Here is a 15,924-nt window from a genome sequence, read left to right as displayed (position 1 = left end):
CAGGACTTGACCATGCCTATCGCATCTCGCTGCTCGCATTTCGTGACAGGACAGGAGTCCTGACATGCCTAATCCCGTTGGCACCCTGAGCCGTGGCCCGTGCTGCGAAATCAACAAACTCATCGTTCAGGTGGTTGGCACGCATCATCCTTCGACCCAACGCCTGGCTTTCTACGAGAAAGACGCCAGCAAACGGCTGGATGCAGTTACCGCGCAAGACCGTCCCGAAATCGTCACCGCTTACATGTGCGCGCCCAGCGCCTTGCATGTCTGGGACTGGTCCGGCGAGCCCAAGCATCGCCTGATGCTGGAAATCGAGACCACACAGGGCAAGCCGATCCTGTTGCCGCTTCCGGAAACCCGCATTACGAAGAGGCAACTCGATCAACAGTGGAACCAGATCGTCCCGGTGCTGCCCTTTGTGGCCCTGCCCGGCGTCAACAGCGCTCACGATCATGGCACTCCCGTGTTGTGCCGCGCCGGGTTTATTTATGTCTTCGTCGACGGCAGGCTGTGGCGTGAACTGGAAGTCCGGATCAGCGACGAGCGCACCACCTATCACGATATCGAACTGGAGAAATTTCGCGAGGGTGAGGGATTCGGCGACGAAGCGCGCCTCGCTACCGGCAAGGCTTTGGACGACATCTGGTTACCATCCAACTGGAATGATCGACCGGTAGACGCGCAACTGTGTTTCAGCGAAGTGCAGCTGAGCGGGGCTCGATTGCAGCGTCTGGAAAGCGACTCGGCGTTGCGTCGTCAGCGCTGTCAAAGCCCGGACCTGCGGGTCTCGAAAGAACGCTCCAAAACGGTCTTTGCCAACCGACCGGATGGCGTGGCCATGCTGGACGCTTTCAGCAATTTTGATGTGCGTGACAAGGAGAATCAGGCTGCGGCCAGTAGAGCCCATATCACCTGGTTGAACCTCAATCGCGGCGCTTTTCCGCTGTCAGTCCCGGCCCCGCAACGCGCGCGCCAGACCGGTTTTGAGTGGATGATCGACCAGCCAGCGCGCTACCTGTGCGACCTGAGCGGAGAGTTTCTGGCAAATGCATTCAGCGCTGCCCGCAAACATGTGCGGCTATGTGAAGCGGGGACCGCGCCTTACGTGCCATTGCCGCTGGAAATCGGCGCCTGGGCACAATGCCTTGAGCACATCGTCGACCCGAATACCCAAGGCGATGCGGGCCTGTGGACGGCTCAACCGCCTGCGGCAGACGTGTTGCAAACGGCGCGATCCCGCGCGCTCTACGGCGTGATGCTGCTCGACACCCAGTACCGCCTGCGGCATCTGAGCACCCGGATTTATGACCAGCGTCACCTGCTGGAACTGTGCGGCGAGCGGGCGCAGCGCTATCCGCATCACGCCAGCGCCTTGCTGGTGCAACAACTGATTGTTCCGCAATCCATCGGCGGCAAGAAGAACCCGCTGCATCAGCAACTCGACATGCTCAAGGAAAAGAGCCGGCTGGATATCAACCGCTTCACCGCCAGCAGCGAACGCGCCCAGCTGTGGCGTCAGCAGGAAATGAGCCAATCGCTGCTCAGCGAGTGCCTGCAACAACGGCAGACTGAACAATGCCTCGCCGACCACCTGAGCCTCGATGGCTTCAAATACGCGGCGGCTTTTCATTTTGTCAGCCAACTGTTCGTCACCCTGGCGCTGGGCCCGTCGGGCTACGACCCGTTGGCCGCCAGCGGCGACATCACCGACGCCATGACCGGCCTCAGCCTCTACAGCCCCGACGCCAGCGTCGGCCAACAGTGGATCGCCCACGTCAGCAATGACCCGCAACATCCAATGCACCGCATGCTCTGGCCGGATGCCGGGCAACAGGATCTCGACGCGCCATATCAGGCACCCGCCAACCCGGAGGTCAATCAAGGCGACGGCACTTTTCGGGCGACGGAACTGGCCAGTACCGAACAGGACAGTGTTGCTCCCGCTGGTGCGTACTCGACGATCGATGCAATGTTTTTGGCGAGTTTGCTGAAAAGCGGGGGCCTCAATACTACCCTGACCCTTGAAGCGAAGGCCGGCGCGGCTGCGCTGGTCGCGATCAATGAAAACCTGCAAGGCGCCCTCGAAGCCGCCGAACGAGCGGTCCATGGCGCGCAACACATTGCACTGCAAGACCCTGCTGCCAAACGCTTTCGACTGAACGAAGCGGCGCATCGACGCAGCCTCGCCCAACTGCGCGGCATGTTGCCGCAAACCTTTGGCGACCTGCACTTCCTGTCTCACGCTGACGCCCGGAGAAAGGCCTATTACGTTTTCGGCCTGGACGACATGCCCGAGAACATCGGCCGCTCTGCACAGGCATACGGGGTTTATCGCAACCAGAATGGCGTCATGAAATCCCCCGCCGAGGATCACGGTTTTGCTCGGCCGCAGCCGGATCTGCCCCCAGAACGAATCGTGCTCGGCATCCCGCGCAACCACCGTACGGCCATGACAGTTAGCCGACTCAATCAACGGTTTAACGACGCTTGGCAACAAGACGTGGCCAAGCGCGCGGCGGACAAGGCAGACAAGCTGAGTGGGCTGGAGAGTGCGATCAAGCTGCGGGATTCGATGCGGGACAGTACGGCTTTTCGCGTGTTGGATTCGGTGATCGTGGCGGGTCTGATTGTGGGGTTGGAGATTTACAATCTGAGTAATGAGTTTGACGGATGGGAACAGACGGTTAGGGAGAAGGAGGGGCTTCGTGGCTTTGTCGGGGTTGCGGGCGCGGGACTTGATTTGGCTATCGCATTCGAGGCGCTGACTGTGAAGCTGGCTGGTAGTAATTCTGTCTTGGCAGCTGGACGCAAAACTGTGCTTACCATTCCGGAAGCATTCGCGGAGCGGCTTCTGGGTCCCTTAAGCGAGTATCTAGTTAAGGAGTACAGCGCTCGCTTGTTCAGCCAGATTGGAGCAGGTTTGCTTTTTACCGGGATCAGTATTTACGACGCGTGGCATTCCTACAGGTGGGGTGATGATGCCTATATAGGCCAACTAGTCATGGCTTCCGGCGGGTTGACGGCGGCTTTGGGTAGTGTTGTCGCTGGGGGCAGCACCTTCCTTGGTTTGAGTCCTATGGGTTGGGCTGCGCTGTTATTGATTGCCACTGGCGCAGGATTGTCGTACTGGCTGAGCAGCAAGCCCATCGACGACTGGCTAAAAAAAGGGCCCTTTGGCGACGATCAGCATAATGTCGCGCCACACCTGCAAGACCCTCAGAATGCCTTCTACTATCTGGTCAGTCTGTTCGCCGATATCCGAATCAGTATCGACCGCAACCCTGAATACGTTGCTGACGGCCTGCTGGATTTTCGCGCCACGGTACCTTTTCCGGTGCGCAGCGCCAATACGCGAATTCGTATTGAAAGTAATTTGAGCGGGTTATTGAATGGACCGGGCGAGTTCGGGACTCAGGCTTTCCTCAATCTGAAAAGCTTTGAAGTCTTTTTCGATCAATACAGCGACCGCAGCAAGACCAGCAGCTCGCAGATAGCTGTAACGCCAGTTGCCTATCGGCTATTGCCGGGCGCCCTGGAGCTGTTCGTCAAAACACCTTTCTCCTATAAGGCGGAACCTGCGCAAAACTTGCCCGAGGTCTATCACGTATGGCGCGTGCGCGCTCAATTGTCGCTCAATGACGGGCAGCGTACCTGGGTCTTTCCGGCGCCACCGCCCAAAGATCCAACCCCCTTCGGGTCGACTTACGCCAGACCCGATTTTGAAGTTACCAAACGGCTGTTCTGGGCCGACGAAACCGAGAATCGGGCGAAGACCGCGAAATGAGTACCCAGAAGACGCCTTACTATGCAGATACCGCTTATCGTTCAGACGGCATTCCTAAGCAACAAGCTTCAACGGAGCGGTCATGGCTCAGGCGTTTTAGCAAAAAGCGCTTACCGTGGGGGCGGGCGCTGAGCCTTGCACCGGACGCATTTATGCGACGGCGCTCGCCGAACAACCTACGTTTTCGTGAAGATATGCGTAAAGAACGCCAAGAGAAAATTGCGGCCGGTACTTACGTTCCTGCGCCTTACGAACATGTAGATTTTCATGATCGGCACGACCATGAGCGGTTCAGGTTTTCGCTCTGGTCTTCACGCTCCCAATTTTGGTCGTACTTGTATATTTTTGGGAAAGGGTGGTCTCTGATATTTACTCCCATATACATTCTTACTGCGCTTGCATTAGCAGCAAAGTCTCGCGAGCCTTATTTCGAGGCATTATGGGGTTTGTTCGATGAAACGTTTTACGTGACGATGCTTCCGTTATATGTAGCATGGGCCGCAGCCTCATTAATCTTGAGGAAATTCCCCAAGCTCTGGGTAAAACCCTCCCGAGGCCCCATCTGGGAGCTAAACCGCCGCACCGGTCTGGTCACGCTATTCGATTACAACAATAACGGCGAATACAAAAAGAACGGCACTATTGGCGAAATTACTGCGCCGTTTTACGAGTTCGATGCTTATCTGGAGTCGGGGCCGGATCGGCAGGGTTCGATGAATCATGTGTTGTGTATTGCCCATCGTTATCGGGATATCGTCATCAATTTCTCTTCGCTGGTGAACGTCGATAACCGCTGGCAAATGCCCTGCGCGTTGTGGGACTTCCTGCAGAACTACATGGACACCAGTCGCCCGCTGCCGGATCTGCCGCGCTATGAAGAGTTTCGCCACCTGGACCCGACCACCGCCGCCCACGACCTGAAAACCGGCCGCAACCCGCGCTTCTGGATTGATATGGACGATGAAACCTACAAGCAGCAGCTCAGCCAGTTGCTGGAAAACATCGATAACATCGACACCTTCAAACGCCCAAACTTGATGGCGCGGCATGTGCGGTATATGGATTGATAATGACAAGTTTGAATAACGGTAACATGTATTTCTACGCCGCTACGGCTTATCGTTCAGACAGCATTCCCAATCAAGCGCCCTCCACGGAGCGCTCTTGGCTAAAACGGTTTGCCAAGAAACGTCTGCCTTGGGGGGAATCTCAAAACGTTGCCCCAGATGATTTTCTGCGTGAACGTGCGCCTGAGAAGTTACGTTTGCAAGCAGATATGCGGAAAGAGCGCGAGGAGAAACTTGCGTTGGGTACCTACGTTGCCGCGCCTTACGAACATGTAGATTTCCATGACAGACACGACCATGAGCGGTTCAGATTTTCGCTTTGGGCAGCGCGTGCGCAATTCTGGTTGTATATGAATATGTTTGGGAAGTGGTGGGCTTTATTGTTTAGTCCTGTCGTAGTTTTGGTCGGTGTTATTTTTGAGTTTGATGCTCCTACTCCCTCTCTAAGGAAACTCTGAAAAAGACTTCCAAATCTGGTGAAATACGCCAGTCCCAAACACTGAACGGTTGAGCCCCGATGAAGCAAATCTCCTTCGCTGACGCCGAATATGCTGGCAAACGCAAACAAACCCGCCGTGAGCGCTTCCTGAACGAGATGGATCAGGTCGTGCCCTGGAATGGCTTGATCAAACTGATCGAACCGCACTATCCGAAGGGCGAAGGTGGTCGTCCGGCCTATCCGTTGATGGCGATGTTGCGGGTTCATTTGATGCAAAACTGGTTCGGTTATAGCGACCCGGCCATGGAAGAATCGCTCTACGAAACCACAATTTTGCGCCAGTTTGCCGGGCTGCATCTGGATCGGATTCCGGACGAAACCACGATCCTCAATTTCCGCCGACTGCTGGAAAAACATGAGTTGGCCGGCGGGATTTTGCAGGTGATCAATGGCTATTTGGGCGACCGTGGTTTGTTGCTGCGCCAAGGCACCGTGGTCGATGCGACGATCATTCATGCGCCGAGTTCGACCAAGAACAAGGACGGAAAACGTGACCCTGAGATGCACCAGACGAAGAAAGGAAATCAATATTTCTTCGGGATGAAATCGCACATCGGTGTCGATGCCGAATCCGGTTTGGTGCATAGCGTAGTGGGCACTGCGGCGAATGTGGCGGACGTAACCCAGGTCGATCAGTTACTGCACGGAGAAGAAACTTACGTCTCTGGCGATGCCGGTTACACCGGCGTCGAAAAGCGTCCCGAGCATCAAGATCGCCAAATGATCTGGTCGATTGCGGCGCGGCCCAGCAGCTATAAAAAGCATGCAAAGAAGAGCCTGATCGGGCGCATGCGTCGCAAAATCGAATACGCGAAAGCTCAGCTGCGTGCCAAGGTTGAGCATCCGTTTCGAGTGATCAAGCGTCAGTTTGGTTATACGAAAGTGCGCTTCCGGGGCCTTGTTAAAAACACCGCACAGCAGACCACGCTGTTTGCGCTGTCGAACCTGTGGATGATGCGAAAACGATTGCTGAATGCAGGAGAGGTGCGTCTGTATTGCGGACAATGAGCGCTGAAAAGCGCTCATACGCAGAAAAAAGGGGAATTAATAGAGGAAAAGGTCTGATTTTCGATTGAGTCGACATTTTTTGAGCCTCAAGCAACGGGGCCGTTGAAAACGTCTGCCTATTTCAGACCTTCCCTAATGGGGTTTCTCTACGGCATGCTAGACACGGCTTATTTAACTATTCTCCCTTGTTCGGCGGCTTGGGCATTAAGTAGCCTCGTCATCTACAAATTCCCCAAACTCTGGGTAAAACCCTCCCGAGGCCCCATATGGGAACTAAACCGCCGCACCGGACTTGTGACATTGTTCGATTACAACAATAACGGCGAATACAAAAAGAACGGCACCATCGGCGAAATAACCGCGCCGTTTTATGAGTTCGACGCCTACCTCGAATCCGGGCCGGATCGGCAGGGTTCGATGAATCATGTGTTGTGTATTGCCCATCGTTATCGGGATATCGTCATCAATTTCTCTTCGCTGGTGAACGTCGATAACCGCTGGCAAATGCCCTGCGCGTTGTGGGACTTCCTGCAGAACTACATGGACACCAGTCGCCCGCTGCCGGATTTACCGCGCTATGAAGAGTTTCGCCACCTGGACCCAACCACTGCGGCCCACGACCTGAAAACCGGCCGTAATCCACGCTTCTGGATCGATATGGACGACGAAACCTACAAACAGCAGCTCAGCCAGTTGCTGGAAAACATCGATAACATTGACACCTTCAAACGCCCAAACTTGATGGCAAGGCATGTGCGGTATGTGGATTAGGAATGACGACGCTGAGTGATTTACACAGAATTAAATTAACCCCCACCCCACAACCCGCCTAAAATACCCGGCTTCGCTGCTTTCCAGCTTCAGCCCGCCCCGAGGCGTTTTTCGATGTCAGTCACTGCAACTCCCGCCCAGTCTGCCCAGGACCACCATGCCCAGTTTCTCGGTTTGCTGGAGAACAGCCTGTCGCAGAACTCATTTATCAAGCTGGTCCTGGCCAAATACGTCGGTGACGAAGCCGAGTTGCAGCGGGTGATTATCAAGCAGCTGACCGTCAAGGATCAGCCGTGTCTGTCGTTCGTCTATCGCTACAAGACTCGCGATATCACCAAGAATCTGCCGCTGGCCGAGGCTGTTCAGCTGATCGGTGGCTTGCTGCCGGAGTCATTCAAGAACGCGCATTTGCTGTCGCTGACCGACGAAGTGCAGTTCGAATACGGCAAGAAAGGTAAAAGCACGCTGTTCAAGAGCAAGGCCCAGCAAGAGCGTGAAGCGCCAACGGCCGGGCATGATCGGGAGAAGAAGCGCTATCTGGAGCTGACCCGGCCATTCCTGACGGATCTGGGCGTGACCAATAAACAGCATGAACTGATCCCTTCCATGTCGCGCAAGTGGAAGCAGATCAACAAGTTCATCGAGGTGTTCTCCCACGCGCTGACGTCTTCGCCGCTCAAACTCGATCAGCCGATAAAGGTCGCGGACTTCGGTTCGGGAAAGGGTTACCTGACGTTCGCCATTCATGACTATCTGCGCAATACCTTGCAGGCCGAAGGGCAGGTGACTGGCGTCGAACTGCGCGAAGACATGGTCACGCTGTGCAACAACGCCGCTGCTCGCCTTGATCATCCGGGCCTGGTGTTCGAGTGCGGCGATGTGCGCAGCGTGGCGCCGAGTGCGCTGGACGTGATGATTGCCCTGCATGCCTGTGACATCGCCACCGATTACGCCATTCATATGGGCATTCGTTCCGGGGCGTCGATCATCATGTGTTCGCCGTGCTGCCACAAACAGATTCGTCTGCAAATCCAGAGCCCGGCGCTGCTCAAACCCATGCTGCAATACGGCCTGCACATGGGCCAGCAAGCGGAAATGGTCACCGACAGCCTGCGCGCGCTGCTGCTCGAGGCCTGCGGTTACGAGACCAAAGTGTTCGAGTTCATCTCGCTGGAACACACCAACAAAAACAAGATGATCCTCGCGGTAAAACGCGCCGAACCGCTCAAGTCCAGCGACATCCTGGCCCGCATCCAGGAGCTGAAAACCTTCTACGGGATTCAGGAACAATGCCTGGAAACCTTGCTGGTGGCAGACGGTTTCATCAGCTGACTGTCAGCACAGTCTCGGGTTGTCGAGGTACGGGTCTTACGAGCGTGTAGGACTCGGCTGAAAATCATCCACCCCCGACATCTGTCGGATTCTCGCCGAGCCCGCCGGCGGGCAAAGTCCTGCGTTACGAAGCTGGCGCAGGGGATGAATATTCAAGCGCTGGCGCCCTTTGCGCAGGTTCCAGCATGTCCATTCAGATCAGAAAAGCCCATCGCCCCTTGTTGCTCGCAGTGATTGCCGCGTCGCTGCCGGCTTGCACCGTCAGCACTGCCTCGCAACACGATTATTCAGGCTTGCCCGATGACCCGTTCGCGGAGGTCGTGATGCAGGTTCGAGGCGGCGGCCGCGATCTTTTCAACAATATCGAGCGCGGGCAGATCATCTCGCAACAATTTGTTCGCGGTAAGAACCCGGAGCAAATCCGGGCCCTGTTCGCGGCGGCGCAGGGTGTCTGCATGACTGAGGCAGATGCCCCGCAACTCGTTTGCGTGGTTGATCGCTGGTGGAAATACGCGATGTCTCGCTCGGCCGCCGATTCGAGGACCCGCTGCAATCCGGGGATTCAGCTGAGGTACCGCTTCAGTTTCGATGAGCCGAGCCCGCCGGCTGCGACCTGGTCCAGGTATGACTTCGATGTCATTCACCTGGCGCACTGCAACCGTACGCGCACCATTCCCGAGTAAACGCCGGTCGAGAACCTGTCGGTTCCTTGAGCTGGATCAACCTCATGCTCGTTGCCAGCGCTCATGCTGCAAGCATTCCCCCCGCCGGGTTGTTGTGCAATCGCTCGGCTGATCGTTAGCAATGAGGATCCGTCATGAGCAGCACTTTTTTCATACCCTCCGTGAACATCATGGGCCTGGGTTGCCTCGATGAGGCCATGCAAGCCATCCGCAATTACGGCTTTCTCAAGGCGTTGATCGTTACCGACGCCGGCTTGGCCAAAGCCGGACTGGCCGCGCAGATCGCCGGTTTGCTGGTGGAGCAGGGCATCGACTCGGTGGTCTACGATGGCGCCAGGCCCAACCCGACCGTCAGCAATGTTGAAAATGGCCTGGCCATGCTGCGCGAACGTGAATGCGATTTCGTGATTTCCCTGGGAGGCGGTTCGCCCCATGACTGCGCCAAAGGGATCGCGTTGTGCGCCACCAATGGCGGGCACATCAGTGATTACGAAGGTGTGGACCGTTCCACCAAGCCGCAATTGCCGCTGATCGCCATCAACACCACCGCCGGCACCGCCAGCGAAATGACCCGTTTCTGCATCATTACCGATGAAGTGCGCCACGTGAAAATGGCCATCGTTGATCGCAACGTCACGCCGCTGTTGTCGGTCAACGACCCGGCGATGATGGCCAAGATGCCGAAGTCACTGACTGCGGCTACCGGCATGGACGCCCTGACTCACGCCATCGAAGCCTATGTCTCGACTGCCGCAACGCCGATCACCGACGCCTGCGCACTCAAGGCCATGGCGCTGATCGCCGAAAACCTGCACAAGGCCGTGGTGGATGGTTCGGATTTGACCGCACGGGAAAACATGGCCTACGCACAATTCCTCGCGGGCATGGCTTTCAACAACGCGTCCCTGGGTTTCGTGCATGCCATGGCGCACCAGTTGGGCGGCTTCTATGATCTGCCGCACGGCGTGTGTAACGCGGTTTTGCTGCCCCACGTGCAAAGCTTCAACGCCAGCGTTTGCCCGGCCCGCCTGAGCGACGTTGCCCACGCCATGGGCGCAGACACCCGCGGCCTGTCCCCTGAAGAGGGCGCCCGTGCGGCGATTGCGGCAATCCGCAGCCTGTCGAGCTCCATCGACATTCCACCGGGCCTCACCGCGCTGGGCGTCAAGGAAGAAGACTTCCCGATTCTGGCCGCCAATGCCCTCAAAGACGCCTGCGGCCTGACCAACCCGCGACCTGCCGATCAACTGCAGATCGAAGACATCTTTCGTCGCGCACTCTGATCGCCATTGCCCGCGATTCGGCGAATCGCGGGCTCGAACTTCTCCAGAGGTCATCGATGAAAACCACCTCCAGCGCTATCTGTGAAGCAGCCGACCGACTCGCCGGGTTCGTCGGCTACCACCACAAGGCCCATCGCCATATCGTGCGCTTCAGCGAAGACTCCTTCGGCATGGACGTCGCCGACGACAGCATCACGCCCACCTGCGAATTCGTCTGGTCGCCGGCAGACAACGAACTCATGACCCTGAGCCGGGAACGCCTGCAACTGCTGCTCGAACAAAACATTGACGACCGCCTGCGCATCACCGAACCGCTGCGCGTCTACATGCGCCGGCTCGACCTGCCGGAAATCGTGGTGGAGCGGCGGGTGAAGGTTTAATCCCGGCTGTTGACCTTGCCCGCGCGCGTTTGGCGGTGTCTGCGAAATCGCATTTCACTGAGCGAACTTATTCGCGAGGTGATATGCCAGATTTGAACACGACTCCGTTGGAGCGAGGCTTGCCCGCGAAGAACCATAACGCGATCGTCTCGCCTACCGCGGTGCCTGGTTCGCGGGCAAGCCTCCAACGGGTTCAGCGAACGGGTGGTTTGATTTGCCAAAACATAGAATGCAGTCGGCAACTCCCACACCTTGCGGCGGCGCGTCCTACATTTGTCAGCTTGTTCCGGCAGGGCGGGGGATTTAACCTCGTCGACTGCTGAAAACTCAGCACCGGATTTGGCGATCTGGTTACGGAACCTGTACATCAACCTGCATTCGCGGCATGTTTGTGCCTGCGTTTTGTTATGGCTGTTGTGTGTGGGAGACCTTCGGGTCTGCCGGGTGTCCGTACCGGTTCGCCAACCCGCACACAGCTGCCACCTTTGTTTGGCGACGAGGGTACTGGCCTTAGGCTGATACGGAAATATTCAAATGGATTACACGACGTCCCATCCTCACATCCCAACCCTATTCACCCGCCACCATATCCAACTGCACGCGCTGCTCCTGGAAAACCAGGTCTGGTTCTGCGCTCGGGATCTGGGGCATCTAATGGGCCTGTTCCTCGACGAACGCAAGACGCGCAAGCTCGACCATGATCAACGCCGCACCCTGGTCCTGCATCGTCACGGCCTGACTCAGGATGCGCTGATGATCAGCGAATCGGGCGCTTATGCCTTGCTGGTCTACCACCATGGCCCACAAAACCGCGAGCTGCGTGAATGGCTGACGCTACAGGTCGTCCCGGCGCTGCGTGACGCCAATCACCTCGGCCACCCTGAACGCCCGACCATCGGCCTGCTGGACTGGGCTGGCGTTTCCTTGAACTTGCTGCATTGGCAAGACGAACCCTGGATCCGCCTGCGCGACATGCCCAACGTGCTGCTGCACGAAGCCCGCACCAAACGTCCCTGGTGGAAAAAAGCGACGCGTTTTCTGTCGATGTGAATAGCGCGGCGGTGGCAGGGTACGGATGGTTTGCTTCGGGGACCAAGGCCCGTAACGGCTGGGCTGTAGGTCATTTCAAACGATAGGGGATGGTGCGGGGAAGAGTGATATGGAGCGGGTGAAGGGAATCGAACCCTCGTTATCAGCTTGGGAAGCTGGAGTAATGCCATTATACGACACCCGCTCTGAGCGGCTGACTTTGTACCAGAATGGGCGGCTGAATTGAAGCGCTAATTTCTTGTCGGCCGTTAAACCCGACTTAGATCCACGGAGCCCATTCGCCGATTACGGCGTTGTCGCGCTGGCGAATGGTTTCCCGGCTCGGTCGAGCGTTGGGTTCAGAGGGCGAAGGCATGTTGTGTCTGGGCCTGTCTGTAGTGGAAGGTCTGACGGTTGCGTGTTGGCGTTGGGGGTGTGAGGTAGTCCAGCAACGCGAAACGCGAGTCGCGGCAAGCGGCTTTGTGTTCCATGTCGAGGAAATGCCCCGTGGCGCGTATCGTCGTGAAGGTGCTGTCTTTCACTACCTGGTCAAAGAGCCTGGCATCGGCGGGGGCGGTGTATTCGTCCCATTCGCCGTTCATGAACAGCACCGGCACATTGATGTTTTTCGCCGCGTTCAGGTACTCGTTCTGATCCAGGTTCAGGACGTGGCTGATGTGAAAGTGCATCTGGTCATACTCATGGGTTTCCAGGCTGCTGACATGCCGATAGTTGAAACGCTTGAACAATGGCGGCAAGTGCTTGCCGATCGTGTCGTTGACCAGGTTGCCCACTTCATAACGCGCGTGAGCACCCAGGTGCAGGACGCCGCGCTCCAGATAATCTCGCATGTGCTCGTTGACGACCGGCGAGAACGAACTGATCACAGCCTTCTCGATCCGTTGTGGTCGGAGCGAAAGCGCAATCAGCGCCGCCGCGCCTCCCCACGAGAACGACATGATGTGTTCGGCGTTGAAATGGTCGATCAGCTCCAGCAGGATCTGGCCTTCTGCTTCTTTGGTCAACGGCGTTGCGTTGACGTTGTGGGGCTTGGATTTGCCCGCGTAGGGCTGATCGTAAAGCACCACGTTGAATTGGGGATGAAGGTTACGCACGGTCTGCGCAAATGACGCAGTGGTGGCCAGTGAGCCGTTGACCAGGATGATGGTCTTCTCTGCGGCATCTGCCCGATAAAACTCCGTGTAAACCCGAAACTGTCCCTGTATATCAAGCACAGCGATTTCTGGCCTCATATCGTATGTCTCCTGGCGTAAACAGTTTTGCGCGCAATCGAAATTGCACGAGTTTCGTGACAGGTTGGCATTCGCCTTAAGGGGCCCAGGTCGATCCGAAACTATCTGTTCGACAGGTATTGTTATTGGCGGGCGATTTGTCGGGAGCCGGGGCTCTGGTCGACAAAAGGATTTCTTAGAATGCGTTCATGACTCATCGGTCACATGTGGACCGACGATTGGATTCAAGCAGGGGAGAGGCAAACCCGCAAGTGCCGTTCGTACATTGAACTGCGTGTTCTGCCCGGCGGTAGTCGTTTAGCCGATAGCCGCGATTTCCGCGGGATGCAGCGCGCGGTACTGGCCTGGCTCCAGGCCGGGGTCCAGGCTCAGGCTGGCGATGCTTTCACGATGCAGGCGCAGCACTTTGTTATCGAAGTGGCCGAACATGCGCTTGACCTGATGGTAGCGCCCCTCGACGATTTCCAGTCTGGCCGAGTGCGTGCCGAGCAGGGTCAATCGGGCCGGCTGAGTGGTGATGTCCTCGAAGGCGAAGTAAAAACCGGCAGCGAATTTCTCGACGTAGCGGTCGTTGATAAGCTGCTCGGTTTCAACATAGTAGATCTTCGGCAACCTGGTCTGGGGCAGCGTCAGCCGACGCGACCATTGCCCGTCATTGGTGATCAGCATCAGACCGGTGGTGTTGAAGTCCAGCCGGCCGGCAATGTGCAAGTCGTGTTTGTCCGGCTCGTCCAGCAGGTCGATAACGGTCGGATGCTGCGGGTCGACGGTGGCGCTGACGCAGCCCTGGGGCTTGTGCAGCATGAAGTAGCGGGCCGGTTTGCCAGCCTGCAGGATTTCGCCATCAAACTCGACACAGCTGAACTCACGCACATCATGGTGCGCGTCGCTGATCACGTGACCATCAACCTTTACCCGTCGGCCTGCCAGGGCGAGGCGTACGTCCTTGCGATTGAAGCGCGGCAGGTTGCTGAGGAAACGATCAAGACGCATGGGTTTGGCAATATGAGTGGGGAAGGGCGACAGGGTACGCGATCTACGAAGCCGATTTGTCAGCGCCCGCGTTTTCGATGCCGGCGCAGCGTGGGCACAGGCACGCTTTGGCGCGCACCTCCGGCGGCAGCGCCTCGATGATTGCCGGATCGATGTCCACCGAAAAACACCAGCAGGCCTGATCGGCGGTGCGTGGGTCGGCCAGAGAGCAGCGGTTGCTGGATCCGCAGGCAGGGCAGCGGTCCGGATCGACGCTTGAAGTGCTCATGCGCTCGCCGTTTCCTCGGTAAACACCTGATTGCGCCCATTTTGCTTGGCGGCGTACAGCGCGCGGTCGGCCCGGGCGATCAGGGTTGGCAATGTGTCGTCGTCTTGCAGTTCGGCCAGACCGACGCTGACGGTGACCTGCAAGGGTGTGCCGGAGAAGACATAGGTGTGTTGTTCAGCCAGCAGACGAATTTTCTCGGCAATGCGTTGGGCGCTTCGGGTGTCGCTGCCCTTGAGCAGAATGATGAACTCTTCACCGCCCCAACGACAAATGATGTCCGACTGGCGCAGGCAGCTTTTCAGATCCTCCGCGAATCCGGCCAGCACCTCATCGCCGGCCAGATGCCCATGGCTGTCGTTGAGTTGCTTGAAGTGATCCAGGTCCAGCAGCATCGCTGTGAGCGGCTTGGTCTCGCGCTGGGTGTCCTTGAGGGTTTTCGACGCCAGCAGGTCGAAGCCGCGCCGATTGGGCAGGCCGGTCAGGCTGTCGAGGGTGGCCTGGGTTTCTATCTTGTATTTGAAACGGTTGATCAGGCGATGCAGCAGCAACACGACCACCAGCGTGACCATCAGGCAGATCAGCAGGTTCAGGTACAGCGATTGGCGAATATCGGTGAGTGCTGTGTCTTCGCGCTTGTCGACGAACAGGTACCAGTTCAGTTCGGGAATGAAGCGCACGTTAAGAAAGTGCTCGTGACCTTCGGAGCGGTATTCATAAGTGCCACTGTGCGGTTTGGGCAGTTGCTTGTGCAACTCGCTCATGCTGGGCAACTTGTTCAGTGACTGGCCGATGACAGCGCCATTCGGACCGCCCTCGGCACCGGTCAGGACGATGCGCCCGAAGGTGTCGACGAAGTACACGCTGCGCTGATAACGCTGTTGATAGCGGTCGATCAATTTGATGACGGCATCAACCGTCAGCCCGACACCGGTCGCGCCGATGAAGCGGTTGTCGTAATCAAACACTTTGTAGTTGATGAAGAAGGTCAGGCTGTCTTTGTTGGCCATGTCCGGGTCGACATTGATCTCGTACGGCGCGGCCATGTCCCGGACCCGGTAATACCAGACGTCCCGGGGTTCGCGGGCGTCGATTTTCTTCAGCACGCCTTTGGCCTGGTAATACGTCAGGCTGCTGTTGGAAACAAAGAACGAAGTGTAGGCGCCGTAATGATCCATGACCTCTTTCAAATAACGGGTCATTTGGTCCGGGTTGCGTTCGCCTTCCACAATCCAGTCGCGCATGAAGGTGTCGCGGGCCATCATCGACGAGATCAGTACCGGGCGCACCAGGTCTTTCTGGATCTCGGAATAGACGGTGTCGGACGTCAGCGGCAGTTCGGTGTTGATGATGTTGTCGCGAATAGACGCCCGCGACGCGTAGTAACTGAGCATTGAAGTCAAGAGAAAGCCGCTCCCTAAAAGAATCACTAACGTCACCAGCAACGACCGTTGTGAAGTAATAGCGGAGCGAAAAGGCATGGAGTGTCCGGAGAAGATAATGTTCAGGGCTACATGCTAGCTTGCCGCCACTACTCACGCTATCGAGAATTTGTTCCGCCCGACAGTGGTCCG

General features: G+C 57.1%; 14 protein-coding genes and 1 tRNA gene. 10 read left to right on the top strand and 5 right to left on the bottom strand.

Annotation, left to right across the window (positions count from 1 at the left end):
• Positions 1–64 precede the first annotated feature (64 nt).
• The 10 genes from AABC73_RS23185 to AABC73_RS23140 all read left to right on the top strand — a co-directional run bounded on the left by AABC73_RS23185 (position 65) and on the right by AABC73_RS23140 (position 11,860).
• Entirely contained in the window at positions 65–3,787 is a 3,723-nt protein-coding gene (locus tag AABC73_RS23185; RefSeq protein ID WP_341520541.1) for a hypothetical protein, read from the top strand.
• Positions 3,784–4,854, top strand: a complete 1,071-nt coding sequence (locus AABC73_RS23180; protein ID WP_341521131.1) for a hypothetical protein — start codon at positions 3,784–3,786, stop codon at positions 4,852–4,854. Before AABC73_RS23185 ends, AABC73_RS23180 begins: the two co-directional genes overlap by 4 nt.
• 2 nt (positions 4,855–4,856) lie before the next feature.
• Positions 4,857–5,312, top strand: coding sequence for a hypothetical protein (locus AABC73_RS23175; RefSeq protein WP_341521130.1), 456 nt, complete (start codon positions 4,857–4,859; stop codon positions 5,310–5,312).
• A 59-nt stretch (positions 5,313–5,371) separates the two neighbouring features.
• Positions 5,372–6,361, top strand: a complete 990-nt coding sequence (locus tag AABC73_RS23170) for an IS5 family transposase (RefSeq protein ID WP_341521129.1) — start codon at positions 5,372–5,374, stop codon at positions 6,359–6,361.
• Between the two features lie 294 nt (positions 6,362–6,655).
• Complete coding sequence (locus tag AABC73_RS23165) at positions 6,656–7,132, top strand: hypothetical protein (RefSeq protein ID WP_341521128.1); 477 nt, start codon at positions 6,656–6,658, stop codon at positions 7,130–7,132.
• 114 nt (positions 7,133–7,246) lie between these two features.
• The gene (locus tag AABC73_RS23160) at positions 7,247–8,464 is read left to right on the top strand and encodes an SAM-dependent methyltransferase (protein WP_341521127.1); all 1,218 of its coding nucleotides are present in this window, start codon (positions 7,247–7,249) and stop codon (positions 8,462–8,464) included.
• Positions 8,465–8,649: 185 nt separating this feature from the next.
• The gene (locus AABC73_RS23155) at positions 8,650–9,147 is read left to right on the top strand and encodes a hypothetical protein (RefSeq protein ID WP_341521126.1); all 498 of its coding nucleotides are present in this window, start codon (positions 8,650–8,652) and stop codon (positions 9,145–9,147) included.
• A 134-nt stretch (positions 9,148–9,281) separates the two neighbouring features.
• Positions 9,282–10,430, top strand: a complete 1,149-nt coding sequence (gene yiaY / locus AABC73_RS23150) for an L-threonine dehydrogenase (RefSeq protein WP_341521125.1) — start codon at positions 9,282–9,284, stop codon at positions 10,428–10,430.
• Between the two features lie 56 nt (positions 10,431–10,486).
• Entirely contained in the window at positions 10,487–10,810 is a 324-nt protein-coding gene (locus tag AABC73_RS23145; protein ID WP_341521124.1) for a DUF2025 family protein, read from the top strand.
• 534 nt (positions 10,811–11,344) lie between these two features.
• Positions 11,345–11,860 (top strand): Bro-N domain-containing protein, encoded by a 516-nt coding sequence (locus tag AABC73_RS23140; protein ID WP_341521123.1) that lies wholly within the window; start codon positions 11,345–11,347, stop codon positions 11,858–11,860.
• A 110-nt stretch (positions 11,861–11,970) separates the two neighbouring features.
• Here the strand turns inward: AABC73_RS23140 and AABC73_RS23135 are convergent.
• The 5 genes from AABC73_RS23135 to AABC73_RS23115 all read right to left on the bottom strand — a co-directional run bounded on the left by AABC73_RS23135 (position 11,971) and on the right by AABC73_RS23115 (position 15,831).
• Positions 11,971–12,044, bottom strand: a tRNA-Gly gene (locus AABC73_RS23135).
• A 154-nt stretch (positions 12,045–12,198) separates the two neighbouring features.
• The gene (locus AABC73_RS23130) at positions 12,199–13,092 is read right to left on the bottom strand and encodes an alpha/beta hydrolase (protein ID WP_341521122.1); all 894 of its coding nucleotides are present in this window, start codon (positions 13,090–13,092) and stop codon (positions 12,199–12,201) included.
• 297 nt (positions 13,093–13,389) lie between these two features.
• Positions 13,390–14,085 (bottom strand): pseudouridine synthase, encoded by a 696-nt coding sequence (locus AABC73_RS23125; RefSeq protein WP_341521121.1) that lies wholly within the window; start codon positions 14,083–14,085, stop codon positions 13,390–13,392.
• 43 nt (positions 14,086–14,128) lie between these two features.
• Positions 14,129–14,353, bottom strand: a complete 225-nt coding sequence (locus tag AABC73_RS23120; protein ID WP_341521120.1) for a cysteine-rich CWC family protein — start codon at positions 14,351–14,353, stop codon at positions 14,129–14,131.
• Positions 14,350–15,831 carry a sensor domain-containing diguanylate cyclase gene (locus AABC73_RS23115; protein ID WP_341521119.1) on the bottom strand — a complete coding sequence of 494 codons (1,482 nt, stop codon included), beginning with the start codon at positions 15,829–15,831 and terminating at the stop codon, positions 14,350–14,352. Before AABC73_RS23115 ends, AABC73_RS23120 begins: the two co-directional genes overlap by 4 nt.
• Between the last annotated feature and the right edge of the window lie 93 nt (positions 15,832–15,924).

The organism is Pseudomonas sp. G.S.17 (genome assembly GCF_038096165.1).
Classification (GTDB): Bacteria; Pseudomonadota; Gammaproteobacteria; order Pseudomonadales; family Pseudomonadaceae; genus Aquipseudomonas.
Note: the sequence above shows the minus strand (reverse complement) of the source record. Positions and strands in the feature narration are given on the sequence as shown.

Coding starts and splice junctions, on each gene's coding strand:
- AABC73_RS23130 (WP_341521122.1), bottom strand. CDS start 13,092: ATGAGGCCAGAAATCGCTGTGCTTGATATACAGGGACAGTTTCGGGTT.
- AABC73_RS23180 (WP_341521131.1), top strand. CDS start 3,784: ATGAGTACCCAGAAGACGCCTTACTATGCAGATACCGCTTATCGTTCA.
- AABC73_RS23125 (WP_341521121.1), bottom strand. CDS start 14,085: ATGCGTCTTGATCGTTTCCTCAGCAACCTGCCGCGCTTCAATCGCAAG.
- AABC73_RS23175 (WP_341521130.1), top strand. CDS start 4,857: ATGACAAGTTTGAATAACGGTAACATGTATTTCTACGCCGCTACGGCT.
- AABC73_RS23145 (WP_341521124.1), top strand. CDS start 10,487: ATGAAAACCACCTCCAGCGCTATCTGTGAAGCAGCCGACCGACTCGCC.
- AABC73_RS23160 (WP_341521127.1), top strand. CDS start 7,247: ATGTCAGTCACTGCAACTCCCGCCCAGTCTGCCCAGGACCACCATGCC.
- yiaY (WP_341521125.1), top strand. CDS start 9,282: ATGAGCAGCACTTTTTTCATACCCTCCGTGAACATCATGGGCCTGGGT.
- AABC73_RS23115 (WP_341521119.1), bottom strand. CDS start 15,831: ATGCCTTTTCGCTCCGCTATTACTTCACAACGGTCGTTGCTGGTGACG.
- AABC73_RS23155 (WP_341521126.1), top strand. CDS start 8,650: ATGTCCATTCAGATCAGAAAAGCCCATCGCCCCTTGTTGCTCGCAGTG.
- AABC73_RS23170 (WP_341521129.1), top strand. CDS start 5,372: ATGAAGCAAATCTCCTTCGCTGACGCCGAATATGCTGGCAAACGCAAA.
- AABC73_RS23140 (WP_341521123.1), top strand. CDS start 11,345: ATGGATTACACGACGTCCCATCCTCACATCCCAACCCTATTCACCCGC.
- AABC73_RS23185 (WP_341520541.1), top strand. CDS start 65: ATGCCTAATCCCGTTGGCACCCTGAGCCGTGGCCCGTGCTGCGAAATC.
- AABC73_RS23120 (WP_341521120.1), bottom strand. CDS start 14,353: ATGAGCACTTCAAGCGTCGATCCGGACCGCTGCCCTGCCTGCGGATCC.